This is a genomic window from Clostridium sp. CM041 (genome assembly GCF_055081035.1).
This window is the reverse complement of record NZ_CM143648.1, coordinates 780,659-794,042: the sequence shown is the minus strand read 5'-3', so window position 1 is coordinate 794,042 and position 13,384 is coordinate 780,659. Positions and strand designations below refer to the sequence as shown.

12 protein-coding genes are annotated in these 13,384 nt (G+C 30.0%); 11 read left to right on the top strand and 1 reads right to left on the bottom strand.

Annotated features, from left to right (window positions below; all coding sequences use genetic code 11):
- Window positions 1-2 precede the first annotated feature (2 nt).
- The 8 genes from ACWJJT_RS03860 to ACWJJT_RS03825 all read left to right on the top strand — a co-directional run bounded on the left by ACWJJT_RS03860 (window position 3) and on the right by ACWJJT_RS03825 (window position 7,852).
- A complete protein-coding gene (locus ACWJJT_RS03860) occupies window positions 3-512 on the top strand; it encodes a shikimate kinase (RefSeq protein ID WP_462956118.1) in 510 nt (169 codons plus the stop codon).
- A 238-nt stretch (window positions 513-750) separates the two neighbouring features.
- A complete protein-coding gene (locus tag ACWJJT_RS03855; protein WP_462956117.1) occupies window positions 751-1,143 on the top strand; it encodes a bacteriohemerythrin in 393 nt (130 codons plus the stop codon).
- Window positions 1,144-1,320: 177 nt separating this feature from the next.
- Window positions 1,321-3,201 carry a molecular chaperone HtpG gene (gene htpG / locus ACWJJT_RS03850; protein WP_462956116.1) on the top strand — a complete coding sequence of 627 codons (1,881 nt, stop codon included), beginning with the start codon at window positions 1,321-1,323 and terminating at the stop codon, window positions 3,199-3,201.
- 135 nt (window positions 3,202-3,336) lie between these two features.
- Window positions 3,337-4,119: an HAD family hydrolase gene (locus ACWJJT_RS03845; RefSeq protein WP_462956115.1), complete on the top strand. Its 783-nt coding sequence runs from the start codon at window positions 3,337-3,339 to the stop codon at window positions 4,117-4,119.
- 253 nt (window positions 4,120-4,372) lie between these two features.
- Window positions 4,373-4,987 carry a TetR/AcrR family transcriptional regulator gene (locus ACWJJT_RS03840; protein WP_462956114.1) on the top strand — a complete coding sequence of 205 codons (615 nt, stop codon included), beginning with the start codon at window positions 4,373-4,375 and terminating at the stop codon, window positions 4,985-4,987.
- 15 nt (window positions 4,988-5,002) lie between these two features.
- Window positions 5,003-5,482 (top strand): flavodoxin domain-containing protein, encoded by a 480-nt coding sequence (locus ACWJJT_RS03835; protein WP_462956113.1) that lies wholly within the window; start codon window positions 5,003-5,005, stop codon window positions 5,480-5,482.
- Window positions 5,483-5,859: 377 nt separating this feature from the next.
- Window positions 5,860-7,635, top strand: coding sequence for a methyl-accepting chemotaxis protein (locus ACWJJT_RS03830; RefSeq protein WP_462956112.1), 1,776 nt, complete (start codon window positions 5,860-5,862; stop codon window positions 7,633-7,635).
- An 82-nt stretch (window positions 7,636-7,717) separates the two neighbouring features.
- Window positions 7,718-7,852: a hypothetical protein gene (locus ACWJJT_RS03825; protein WP_258280693.1), complete on the top strand. Its 135-nt coding sequence runs from the start codon at window positions 7,718-7,720 to the stop codon at window positions 7,850-7,852.
- A 33-nt stretch (window positions 7,853-7,885) separates the two neighbouring features.
- Here ACWJJT_RS03825 and hydE read toward each other — a convergent pair whose 3' ends face one another.
- Window positions 7,886-8,929, bottom strand: coding sequence for a [FeFe] hydrogenase H-cluster radical SAM maturase HydE (hydE, locus tag ACWJJT_RS03820; RefSeq protein WP_462956111.1), 1,044 nt, complete (start codon window positions 8,927-8,929; stop codon window positions 7,886-7,888).
- 472 nt (window positions 8,930-9,401) lie between these two features.
- Between hydE and ACWJJT_RS03815 the strand changes: the two genes are divergently transcribed.
- The 3 genes from ACWJJT_RS03815 to dprA all read left to right on the top strand — a co-directional run bounded on the left by ACWJJT_RS03815 (window position 9,402) and on the right by dprA (window position 13,372).
- The gene (locus ACWJJT_RS03815) at window positions 9,402-10,325 is read left to right on the top strand and encodes a polysaccharide deacetylase family protein (RefSeq protein ID WP_462956110.1); all 924 of its coding nucleotides are present in this window, start codon (window positions 9,402-9,404) and stop codon (window positions 10,323-10,325) included.
- Between the two features lie 277 nt (window positions 10,326-10,602).
- Complete coding sequence (locus tag ACWJJT_RS03810; RefSeq protein ID WP_462956109.1) at window positions 10,603-12,126, top strand: YifB family Mg chelatase-like AAA ATPase; 1,524 nt, start codon at window positions 10,603-10,605, stop codon at window positions 12,124-12,126.
- A 163-nt stretch (window positions 12,127-12,289) separates the two neighbouring features.
- Window positions 12,290-13,372, top strand: coding sequence for a DNA-processing protein DprA (gene dprA / locus ACWJJT_RS03805; protein ID WP_462956108.1), 1,083 nt, complete (start codon window positions 12,290-12,292; stop codon window positions 13,370-13,372).
- Window positions 13,373-13,384: the final 12 nt, after the last annotated feature.

The following is a 13,384-nucleotide window of genomic DNA, read 5'->3' as shown; positions in this document are numbered from 1 at the left end:
AGATGAAAAATATAGTTTTAATTGGGATGCCCGGTTGTGGTAAAAGTGTCATTGGAGAAATAATCGCAGAAAAGATAGAAATGGCATTTATAGACATAGATGCATATATTGAAGCTAGTACAAATCTTACGATTACTGAAATGTTTAAAAATGGTGAGGCTGGATTTAGAGACATAGAATCTATAGTAGTTGAGAAATTATCTAAAAAAAATCGAGTAATTATTTCAACTGGCGGTGGAGTGATTAAAAAACATGAAAATATTTTAAATTTAAAGAAAAATGGTATTATAATTTACATAAACCGTCCTATTGAAAATATAGTAGCGGATATAGATGTTGAGACTCGCCCCTTACTAGCAAAAGATCCATCTAAGCTTTATAGATTGTTTGAGGAGAGAGGTCACTTGTACAAACAATATTGTGACTATGAGGTTATGAATACTAGTGATATTTACGTTGTAGTGAATAATATCATAGAAATATATATAAATGAGATGTCGTTAATTAAATAACTTAACACAGAAAAAAAGCCGTTGATTACTAAACAGCTTTTTTGATATACTTCTCAGTATATGCATAATTGTTAAATAATAATTGTAAACAAGTATTTTATTATTTAGCATTTAGTAATATGGAAATTATTATTGTGAAATGAATTCAAATAAAGTAATATAGATATATAAGATTAAATTCAAAACAACAAATTATCTATATTTAAAATGGAGGGTCAAATTAGGAGGAAATTAATAAATGTTTGAGATGAAAGAAAAATATAAAACAGGTATTGAGCATATTGATGTAGAGCATGAAAAACTTTTTGAAATAGGAGAAAAGGCTTATCAGTTACTGATAGATAAATATGGTACGGATAAATATGATAAAATAGTTGAAGTAATTGAAGAATTAAAAGAGTATACAATTTATCATTTTAACGATGAAGAAGAATATATGATAAGCATAAATTATAAAAGATTATTTACCCAAAAAATCGACCATGCATTTTTTATTAAAAAAATAGAGGAAGTAAATTTAAATAAAATTGATGAAAATCAAGATGAAGCTATAATGGGAATATTGGTTTTTTTAAATGATTGGCTCATTAATCATATATTAGAGAAGGACATACTTATACCACAATTATAAGTACAGGTGAGAAGAATACTAGATTCAGCACTTGAGACAATAAACTAACATGTATAAAAATATATTGTGTACGTTGACAAATTATAAAAAAAGGTGTAGTTTATAAATAGCGTTAGCACTCGATAACATAGAGTGCTAACAAAATAAAAAAAGTTGGTACGAAAGGGGAAATTTTAATTGGAAAAAAAGCAGTTTAAAACAGAGTCTAAGAGAATCCTGGATATGATGGTAAATTCAATATATACTCATAGGGATATTTTTTTAAGGGAACTTATCTCTAATGCTAGTGATGCTATTGATAAAATTTATTATAAGACACTAGCAGATGATTCATTGGCTTTTGATAAAAGTAACTACTATATTAGAATAGCCAGTGATAAGGAAGCTAGGACAATAAAAATTTCTGATACAGGAATTGGAATGACAGAAGCTGAACTTAGTGATAACCTTGGAGTTATAGCTAAAAGTGGCTCTTTGGCATTTAAAAAAGAAAATGAAATAAAAGATGGATATGATATAATTGGACAATTTGGAGTTGGATTCTATTCTGCATTTATGGTAGCGGATAATATTACTGTTATAAGTAGAGTATTTGGCAGTGATGAAGCTTACAAGTGGGAATCTAATGGTGCAGAGGGTTATACAATAGAACCTTGCGTAAAAGATACTGTTGGTACAGATATTATACTTAAAATAAAAGAGAATACAGAAGATAATAATTTTGATGAATATCTTGATGAACATGGACTAAAATCTATTGTAAAGAAATACTCCGATTTCATTAGGTATCCAATTAAAATGGATATAAGTCAGTCAAGACTTAAAGAGGGTAGTGAAACAGAGTACGAGTACTTCGTCGAGGAAAAGATTGTAAACAGTATGGTTCCTATATGGAGAAAAAATAAAAGTGAACTTACTGATGAAGATTATAATAATTTCTACGCTGAAAAGCACTATGGCTTTGACAAACCAGCAAGGCATATCCATATTAGTGTTGATGGTGTTATAAGTTATAATTCAATTTTATATATTCCAGAAAAAACGCCTTATGATTTCTATACAAAAGAATATGAAAAAGGCTTAGAATTATATTCAAGTGGTGTTTTAATCATGGATAAGTGTGCAGATTTATTGCCTGACTATTTTAGTTTTGTAAAAGGAATAGTTGATTCAGAAGACCTGTCGCTTAACATATCTAGAGAAGTACTGCAACATGATAGACAACTTAAACTTATAGCTAAAAACATTAAAACTAAAATTAAAAATGAGTTAGATAGTTTACTTAAAAATGAAAGAGAAAAATATGAAGAATTTTATGAAGCATTTGGAAGACAATTGAAGTATGGCATTTATAGCGATTTTGGAAGTAATAAAGATGTTTTGCAAGATTTATTGTTGTTTTATTCATCAAAGGAGAAAAAGAATGTTACTTTAGATGAATATGTTTCTAGAATGCCAGAAGATCAAAAATATATTTATTATGCTTCAGGAGAATCAAACGCGCGAATTGAAAAATTACCACAAATTGAAATGGTATCAGATAAAGGATTCGAAATTTTATATTTCACGGATGAGGTAGACGAATTCGCTGTGAAAATGATAATGAAGTACAAAGAAAAGGAATTTAAATCTGTATCAAGTGGTGACTTAGGTATAGAAGTAGATGAAAAAGAAAATCCTTCTAGCACTGATGAAAAAGACAATAAAGAATTATTTGAACATATGAAAAGTGTTTTAGCAGGTAGAGTTAAGGATGTTAGGGCATCAAAAAGACTTAAGAACTATCCAGTATGTTTATCAAATGATGGTGACCTTACAATAGAAATGGAAAAAACATTAAATTCTATGCCTAACAATGAAAACATAAAAGCAGATAAGGTTTTAGAAATAAATATAAATAATGATATGTTTAAAGTACTTAAGGAATCTTTCGAAAAAGATAAAGTTAAGTTAGATTTATATACTAATATATTATATAATCAGGCGCTACTTATTGAAGGATTACCGATTAACGATCCGGTAGAGTTCACAAACAACATATGTAAAGTAATGATATAAGAAAAATACGCTTTTAATGAAACATTAAGCATATTTATGAGCTATAAACGGATAGTAGTTCGTTTATAGCTCATTTTTAAGTTGAAAATTAATTAATAACTGTCCCTATTAAAGATTACAAAGGAGAAAATACTTATGGTAAAACTCATCGCAACAGATATGGATGGTACCTTATTAAATGACAATGGAAATATAAATGAAAAAATATTTGATTTAATACATATGTTTAATAAAAAGGATATAAAATTTGCAGCAGCAAGTGGCAGGTTTTATTCTCAACTAAGCAAAAATTTTGAAAAGGTCAATACAGATATGATATTTATTGCTCATAATGGAGCCCTCGTTAAGTATAATAATAAGGGTAAGACGTTGTATTCAAGCAGTATTGATAAAGAAGAAATAGACTCTGTGGTGAATTTAAATCCAAAGTTAGGAGAGGAATTATTTTTAGCTGGAGAAAATGAGGCATATATAGTAAATCCATCAGAAGATATGTTGAATAACTTTACATCTTTTGAGGTGCCTGTGGTAATATTAAAATCTTTTAGCGAAATAAAAGATCCAATATATAAGATTACTTATTATATGGCGGGTGGAGTTAAACCATCTATAGTGGATTATATAAAGGGGAATTTGAGTGATAAGCTTGAATTTGTTGTATCCGGCGACAAGTGGATAGATATAATGAACAAAGGTATAAGCAAAGGAAAGGCTATAAATATGATTCAAGAAGGATTTAAAATAAATCAAAAAAGCACAATGGTTTTTGGGGATTATTATAATGATTTGACTATGTTTAAAGCAGCACATTATAGTTATGCAATGAAGAATGCTCCAGAAGATGTGAAAAAACATGCTAACTTTATTGCAGGAAGCAATAATGAAGATGGAGTTTATAATGTGATAGCTTCTTTGTAGAAATAAATGCTTTTTATACAATTAGTTAATGAATTTAAAACAAAGTATAGCCTTTCCTAATAATGGGAGAGGCTATTTTTGGCTGACTCTGTAAGTTATTCGTTGAAGTTCTAGAAATCTCCTTGGATCGTCATTACGCAAAAATTATATGTTTCAATCTATTTACTTATAATCAAGACAATGGTAAAATTATATTAAACGATGTTTAATATAATTACAGTGATTAATAAAACGTTAACTTATTGGAGGGATTATGGGAATAACAGAAAGAAGACAATTAGAAAAAGAGATCATAAGAAAAAAAATAATAGATGCCACAAATGATATATTAGTGGAAGAAGGCTATGAAAATTTATCTGTTCGTAAGATTGCAAGTAGGATAGAGTATTCTCCAGGTATTATTTATCACTACTTTAAGGATAAGGCTGAAATAGTGTCTTTCGTTGTAGCGCAAGGGTATGGAAACATATTGAAAATTATAAGTGAGATTCCTATAGATACTGAAAACCCAGATAAGACAATAGTAAATGGGATGAGGTCTTATATTGAACTTATGCTAGAAAATCCACAGCAATTTAGGGTTATTTTAATGAATGATATTGAAACTATACAAGAGAAGGTAAATATGCTGCAGGAAGGTATTTCAAAGGAACGAAAAAGTATACAAGGGCTTTGTAAGTTAGTAGAATTGGCGATCAAAAAAAACATTTTCAGAAAAATGGATATTGAGCTTACTGCACAAATAATATGGACATCGACTCATGGGCTTGTTTCTAGATTAATATTAGAAAAGAATGTTACTAAGCAACAAAAAGAGAGACTTATAAATCATCATTTTGAAATTCTTATTAATGGATTATTAAAATAAAGGGGGGATTCAAGTATGAAAACAGTTATTATTTATGCATCTAAACATGGTTGCACAGAAAAATGTAGCAATATTTTAAAGGATAAGCTACACGGTGAAGTGAAAATTGTAGATATAAAAAAGGGAAGTATGCCGGAAATGATTTTGTTTGATAACATTATTATAGGCGGGTCAATCTACATGGGAAGAATTCAAAAGGAAGTAAATGCGTTTTGTTTAAAAAATATCAGTGAATTAAAAAAGAAGAAACTTGGATTTTTTATTTGTTGTATGAGTGAAAATGAGATTGCAGAAAAACAGATACACACATCTTTTCCCGAAGAATTGTTAACAGATGCAATTGCAACACAATACTTCGGAGGAGAGTTCATATTTAAAAAAATGAATGTCTTTGAAAGATTTATTATTAAGAAGATTAGTAAAACTAATAAGGATACATCAACGCTTTCAAAGGAAAATATTAATAAATTTGCACAGGTAATAAACAATGCTTAAGTTGAGGTAGGGTGGGATTTAAATGAAGAAAATTTTAAAAGTTACAGTATCTATATCCATTCTCATATTTTTAAACAATTTTATTCGTTAATAGGGTATCGTATAAGATGTAAAATAACTGCTTAATTTAAGTTGAGCAGTTATTTTACATTTTTTTGTAGAATTACATCTATTACTTCATTTACTAATTCTGAAGTTGTTAATGAAGATGCTACGAAGCTGTTGCATCTTCGTAGGTGATGATTTAAGGTAGCTCAAGGTTGCAAATAATATACCTAAAGAGTTGCAAAAGAATTACGATAATTAATGTAACCATTACAATTATGAAAAGACATGAACAAATTAAAAATAAATTAAAGATAAGGGAGTGATGTTCATTGAAAAAAATAAGTACAAAAATAATAGTTTTAAATGTTTTAGTTGTACTATTGACAGCTCTATTAATTGGAGGCATGGCAATGTATAGAATGTCAGTGCTTAGTAACAATGATATTATAACAATTGATACCACCGTTAGAACAGGTTATGATGAAAAAATTAAAAATCAAGTAGAAAATGTTATAACTATGCTCGAGGGCATTAGTAAAAAATATAAAGGTGGAGAGATGACTTTAGAGCAGGCTAAGAAACTTGGATCTGACTTAACACGTGAAATGAAATATGGTGAAGATGGTTATTTTTGGATAGACACTGTTGAAGGAGTAAATGTGGTACTCCTTGGTGGTGAGATTGAAGGTAAAAGTAGATATGATTCAAAGGATGTAAAGGGAAAATACTTAATAAAAGAAATTATTGCAAATGGATTAAAGGAAGACGGGGGATATTCAGATTATTGGTTTCCTAAAGACGGGAAAGGAAAACCATTACCAAAGAGATCATATAGTAAGGAATTTAAAGATTTTGGTTGGGTTATTGGCACAGGAAATTATATTGATGATATAGACAAATTTGTTGCAAATGAAAAAACTGTTTCGAGCAAAGCTTTTTCCGAAAGTGTAATTAATTTTATAATTTTAGCTGCTGCAGTTATTGCATTATCTGTAATTGTTGCATTTTATTTTAGCAAAAAAATTTCTAATCCTATTTTAATTATAAGTAAACTATTGGATAAAACAGCAAAACTTGATTTAACATATGATAAGGATTATGAAAGAATTTTAAAATATAAAGATGAAACAGGGGTTATTGCACAATCAGTTGTTGATTTAAGAAGTTCATTGAGGGAGATAACTATTAATTTGCAAGAAAATTCTCAGGAGGTCTTTAAGTCTTCAAAAGATATGGCTGTCGCTACGGATGAAACTGTGCAATCTATAGAAGCGGTATCTGTAGCAATTGAGGAGCTAGCAAAGGGTGCAACAAATCAAGTACAAGACGCGCTAAATGGTGCTAGTGAATTGTCAAATCTTGCAGAAGGGATTAATACTGCCGTAAATAGTTCAGCACTGTTAAAAGATTATTCTAATGAAACTAAATTAGTAAATACAGAAGGATTACAATCTATGAAGGTACTTACTGAAAGATTTAAGGAAAGTAACAAGTCAAATGAAGAAGTAGTTGAAAACATATCTTTGCTCGAGAATAAATCAAATTCTATCGGAAAGATCATAATCACTATACGGTCGGTAGCAGAACAAACAAACCTTTTGGCGTTAAACGCTGCTATAGAGGCAGCTAGAGCTGGGGAAGCTGGAAAAGGATTTGCAGTAGTAGCTGAGGAAGTAAGGAAACTTGCAGAAAAAACCGAAGAAGCAACTAATGAAATTACAAATATGATTGGTGAAATTCAAGGAGAAATCACTAAAGTAACGATGAATATAAATAAGGGGGCAATTGTTAATAAAGAAGCAAATTTGGCTATGACGCTATCTCAAAAATCTTTTAATATCATAGAAGAAGCTATTACTAATATGATTGCTCAAATTGACACATTGGGTTCTAATATTAATAATGTTGATAAAAATAAAGATAGAGTTTTACAATCTATAGAAGGAATGTCAGCAATATCAGAACAATCTGCCGCTTCAACGGAGGAAATATCTGCGTCGATGGAAGAGCAGACTAGTTCTATGGAAGAAATATCAAATACTGCTGAAAATCTTGAGAAGATTGTAGCTAAATTAGATGAAATAGTACAGAAGTTCATAATCTAACATATTGAAATTTTAAATATTAAAAGTATAGAATAAAAACTACCTTTCTAGGATAATATAATCTTAGAAAGGGGAGTTTTTAATGCCAAATAAAGCTACAAAAATGAATATACAGCATGATTTAAATAAAAAACATAATAAGCCTGGAATTGTGGATGCAGAAGGCGAACCGGTTAATAATAAACCAATAAAAGAAGCTAAAAAAACATTTCGTTAAAAAAGAGCCTTAGGGCTCTTTTGCATTGTTAAATTACTTAGTAGATTGATCTCCTCTAAAACCATAATTAGTTGAAATTGTTCTTCCGATACTATTAACCTTACCGGTTATGCATCCACGACAATGAGCGGGAGTATCCCCAGTACATATTTTACCTGGGTACAGTGCATAATGCTTTCTGTATTCGCCTTCTGTAACATTAGGCATAACTACATTGGCACCACTTTGCAGAGCCATTAGTCTTCCGTTTTTGTTTAAGGACTCCATAGCAGTAGTCGCAGGTATGTTAATGTCTGGTAGGAGTAAACGTGTTATAGCCATAACTTTAAGGGCCATAGTTAGCTCCTTACCCTTGGCATTTGCAAGTGGTGTGTCTTCATTTGGAATAAAAGGACCTATGCCTAACATGTCAACATTTATTTCTTTGAATAATAATATATCATCCGCATAGGACTCTATAGTTTGGTTCGGGAGACCAACCATAACACCAGTCCCAACTTCATAGCCTAATTGTTTTAAAATCGTTAAGCAATTCAGTCTGGTTTCGTGGCTCATGCCTGGATCTAATTCTTCATATAGGTTTTTGTCTGTTGTTTCAATTCTTAGAAGGTATCTATCAGCACCAGCGTCTCTAAAAGCTTTATATTCATCATAAGTTTTTTCACCTATACTTAAAGTTAGAGCTAAATCTAAAGCCTTTATTCCCTTTATTATTTTGATAATTCTATCTCTTGTGTAATAATCATCTTCACCACCTTGAAGTACTATAGTTTTATAGCCAAATGACTTAGCTTTAGTGGCAAAGTCTAAAATTTGTTCTTGCGTTAATCTATATCTAACTAAATTTTTATTATCCCTTCTTAGTCCGCAGTAATGACAATTTCTTTTGCATATATTAGTAAATTCAATAAGGCCTCTAAGATGAACTTCATCACCTAAATATTTTTTTCGAACTTCATCAGCTGCATTAAATAGTTCTTGGTCTATATCATTGCAACTTAAAAGAGCAATGATTTCTTCTTTGCATAATTTATGCTCTGTTTTTGCCATGTTGATTATTTCTAATAATTTCATCATTATCGGTTACCTCCTTATATTTATTATCGTAGTTATCTAGAATATAAAATAACCATAAATTATGTTGTCACTAACATATAGTGTTAAGACTATCATAATATTATAAATAATATATGTAAATATAAAATAAAGAAAACATATTAATAAATTTAGACTCATACTAGTTAAATAATAATTATTATTACTATAAATAAGCAAATTAGCTAGCGATTTATCCCATTACAATTTAATACCAACTGTCATTTATAGTATAACTCTCATTTATTTTCAAATTATGCCTAATGGTTTTACAGCAAATTAAAGGGTTTTACATTCTTTTATAGAAGTTAAAAGAGTGGGAAGTGAGGGTGTGGATGTAAATGCTTTGAGGGATATAAAGAATTTTATGAATTGTATTACTGGAATTCTAACTCATTTTATATAATAGAAAAATTATGAAAACTTCATAATTTAAGAAAGGTTTGATTATTTTATGAAAAAATTATTTAGCGTATTTGGCCTCTTAGTATTACTTATAGGTTCAGTATTTATTACTTATAAAATACATGCTCCGATTAAAATAACAGCGACACAATCCTCTGTAGATAAGACTACAGATAAAGAAAACATAATTCAACCTACTGCGAGTAAGCCCGCGCTACCTCAAACTTCCTCGGACACAACTACGAAAAAAGCTCAAGTCATTTATGATATTTTAGGTACAAGTAGTAGACCTACGATCTATCCCGATGCAGCAATGACAAAATGGAGAAAAAATGTTGTGAACTTAGCTAAAAAATATCCTTCTGACTTATATATTAATGGCCAAAATGAAAACAAAGTAGTAGCACTTACATTTGATGATGGTCCAGACCCCGTAAATACTCCTAAAATTATTAAAGTATTACGGGAGAATAATATTCAAGGCACTTTTTTCTGTATTGGTAAACAAATTGAAGCATGCAAATCCATAATTAAAGAGGCCTATGCAGATGGAAATGTAATAGCAAATCATAGTTGGGCTCATAAAGACTTCGCCACTATTAATGCAGCTGAAATTAGTAATGAAGTAATTTCAGCCGAAAATGAAATCAATAAGGTAATAGGAAAAAGGCCTGCATTAATAAGAGTACCCTATGGTGATACAAATGATGATGTTCAGAATTCTTTAACATCATTAAATTGCAAAAACATAATTTGGTCCACCGATACCTTAGATTGGGAGCAACGTGAAGTTGATAATATTGTTAAAAATGTAGTTGAAAACGTACGTCCTGGAGAAATAATCTTAATGCATTGTAATGAAGATAAAAAAGTCACTACCGAGGCACTGCCACAAATTATTTCAAAGCTTAAAGAAATGGGATACAGCTTCGTTACTGTTGATAAGCTTTTAGAGATATCAGCATATAAATAATTAAAACTTAACTGGATGTCAATTTGCTTTAGTCAATTACACTGTATCCATAAGATATCAGGATCATAGGCTACTATTTCTTTGATAATTTATGAGTTGTCTAAGGTCAGATTTAACCCAACTTATAGCACAGGTAAAGTTATTATGCCTGTGTTTTTTGTTTTTTGTTTAAAATAAAAAGCTTTAATGAACTAAATTATATGAATAATGAGTCTACAGAAAATTATTTTGTCAATAATTATGAAATATAAGAAATAATAAAGGTTAAGGTGATAATATGGCGATACAAATTATGTCTGCTGCTTTTACAGGAATTAAAGGGGTTATAGTTACTGTTGAAATTGATATCACCCGAGGGTTACCAGCTTTAAACATTGTTGGACTTGCAGATATTGCAGTTAAAGAATCAAAGGAGCGAGTACGTTCTGCAATACTAAACTCAGGGTTTGATTTTCCAGTAAATAGAATAACTATAAATTTAGCACCAGCAGATTTGAAAAAAGAAGGGTCTCTATTTGATTTGCCTATAGCTATAGGGATACTTCTGGCAACTAAACAAATCATTGTTAATGATATTAACGATTATCTTTTTATTGGAGAATTATCTTTATCTGGAAAGTTGAGGAAAATAAGAGGCTCATTACCTGTGGTTATGGAAGGGATAGAAAAAGGCATTGGAAAATTTATTGTTCCTAGTAACAACGCAAAAGAATGTAGTCTTGTTAAATCTGCAAAGATATTTCCTTTAGATAATTTAAATCAAGTAGTAAGTTTTTTAACTTATAAGGACTTATTGCCATATAAGCAGTGCAATGATTTAGAAATATTAATAAACGAAGAGTTAGATTATGAAGATGTTATGGGGCAAGAAAGCTCAAAACGTGCTATTGAAGTAGCGGCGGCGGGGAATCATAATTTACTTATGTATGGTCCGCCTGGCTCAGGTAAATCCATGATGGCTAAGAGAATTCCTACTATACTACCGTCTTTAAGTCAAGAGGAATCGCTTGAGGTTACTAAAATTTATAGTGTTTCTGGAAACCTTGGAGATAATGGAGGGATTATTCTGCAAAGACCTTTTAGGAGTCCGCATCATACTATATCACGAATTGCTTTGGTTGGTGGTGGAAATAAGTTAATACCTGGAGAAATCTCTTTAGCACATAAAGGAGTATTGTTTTTAGATGAAATATTAGAATTTAAAAAAAATGTAATAGAAATACTAAGACAGCCTTTAGAGGATAGAAAAATTAATATTTCAAGAATAAATGGAACAGTAGAATATCCATCTAACTTTATGTTTGTAAGTGCTTTAAATCCATGTCCTTGTGGATATTACGGATCTTATGAGAAGCGATGCAGTTGTAGTGATTATGAAAGAAGAAGGTATTTGAGTAAACTATCAGGCCCACTTCTAGACCGCATTGATATATTTACAGCAGTAAATGCTCTGCCTTATAATAAAATAGCTAGTGGGAAAAGTAGTGAAAAATCTAATGTTATTAAAAAAAGGGTAGAAGTAGCAAGAGATATTCAAGAAAAGAGATTTAGATCGGAAGAAATTCACTGTAATGCAGAGATGAGTCAAAAGCTAATTAAAAGGTACTGTAATCTAGATAATAAAGCTAGTAAAATCATGGAATTAATGTACAATAAATTTTCTCTAAGTACAAGAGCTTATTCTAGAATTCTTAAGGTGGCAAGGACTATTGCAGATTTAGATGAAAGTGAGAATATCTTAGATAAACATATAATTGAAGCTATTCAATATAGAAAATTTATAGATGAAAAGATAGTTTAACGACATTTCAGAAGGGAAGTCTCCCACTTCTATAAGTGTGAGTATAAATCTCCTTCTGAAGTCGTCAATGCATCTTCTGTGAAGATGTTTCAGCTCCGCAAGAGATGGTATAACTGGTAATATTAATAAATAAATTTGATTTAGTGGAGGTAGAGTAAAAAGAATGAATGACTATGATATATGGTTTTCTTTAGTTAAATTATCCCCTAAAAATAAACTGAAATTAATAAATGATTTTCATAATATAGAAAAAATATGGTATTATGGTGTACATAATAAAAAAACAGAATATTTTAAAAATAATTTAATTGACGTACTTACAGATGCTTGGAATGAAAGTGAAATTGATAAGGTAAAAAGAAAATTAGAGGTTAATGAAATAAAATCAGTTACTTATTTAGAAGCGGAATATCCTAATAAATTAAAAAATTATGATGATGCACCATTTGCGTTATTTTATAAAGGAAACATATTGCCATTAGAGGATGGATACAATATTTCTATAGTTGGTTCGAGGAAGTATTCAAATTATGGTAAGGATGTTACTAAAATTATATGCTCGGATTTATGTGCTAATAATATTAATATTATTAGCGGAATGGCTAAGGGCATTGACACTTTTGCCCATGAAAGTTGTTTAGAAGGCGAAGGCTATACTTGTGCAGTTTTAGGTTCGGGACTCGATATAGTATACCCAAAAGAAAATCTTAAAATTTTCAATGAGATAATTGAAAAAGGTGCTGTTATTTCAGAGTTTTTACCAGGAACACCACCACATGCTTACAATTTTCCCCAAAGGAATAGAATAATAAGCGCTCTCGGTGATATTATTATTGTAATAGAGGCTGGTGAAAAAAGTGGATCTTTAATTACTGCAAATTTAGCACTCGAACAAGGTAAAGATGTTATGGCTGTGCCAGGCTCTATATTTTCATATGAAAGCAAAGGAACCAATAAATTAATTAAGGATGGAGCATACCCTATGACTTGTTCTGATGATATATTTAATCTAATGGGAATAGAGATGAAGAATCAAAAAAAAACCACTGTGCGGTCTTTTAATAGTCAAATTAACAAAAAGATATATAGCATTATAAATGATAGTCCACTGCATATAAACGATATTATTAGAATAACTAACATTGACATAAAACAATTATATGAGGTATTATTTGAAATGCAGATTAAAAATGAAATATTATGTCTATCAGGAAACTATTATGTAAAAGTAAATGACAAAATATAAGTAAATATATAT

What these genes read in the sequence shown, in the direction of transcription:
- ACWJJT_RS03860 (WP_462956118.1), top strand. Translation starts at nt 3, where the DNA reads ATGAAAAATATAGTTTTAATTGGGATGCCCGGTTGTGGTAAAAGTGTC.
- ACWJJT_RS03855 (WP_462956117.1), top strand. Translation starts at nt 751, where the DNA reads ATGTTTGAGATGAAAGAAAAATATAAAACAGGTATTGAGCATATTGAT.
- ACWJJT_RS03845 (WP_462956115.1), top strand. Translation starts at nt 3,337, where the DNA reads ATGGTAAAACTCATCGCAACAGATATGGATGGTACCTTATTAAATGAC.
- ACWJJT_RS03840 (WP_462956114.1), top strand. Translation starts at nt 4,373, where the DNA reads ATGGGAATAACAGAAAGAAGACAATTAGAAAAAGAGATCATAAGAAAA.
- ACWJJT_RS03835 (WP_462956113.1), top strand. Translation starts at nt 5,003, where the DNA reads ATGAAAACAGTTATTATTTATGCATCTAAACATGGTTGCACAGAAAAA.
- ACWJJT_RS03825 (WP_258280693.1), top strand. Translation starts at nt 7,718, where the DNA reads ATGCCAAATAAAGCTACAAAAATGAATATACAGCATGATTTAAATAAA.
- hydE (WP_462956111.1), bottom strand. Translation starts at nt 8,929, where the DNA reads ATGATGAAATTATTAGAAATAATCAACATGGCAAAAACAGAGCATAAA.
- ACWJJT_RS03815 (WP_462956110.1), top strand. Translation starts at nt 9,402, where the DNA reads ATGAAAAAATTATTTAGCGTATTTGGCCTCTTAGTATTACTTATAGGT.
- ACWJJT_RS03810 (WP_462956109.1), top strand. Translation starts at nt 10,603, where the DNA reads ATGGCGATACAAATTATGTCTGCTGCTTTTACAGGAATTAAAGGGGTT.
- dprA (WP_462956108.1), top strand. Translation starts at nt 12,290, where the DNA reads ATGAATGACTATGATATATGGTTTTCTTTAGTTAAATTATCCCCTAAA.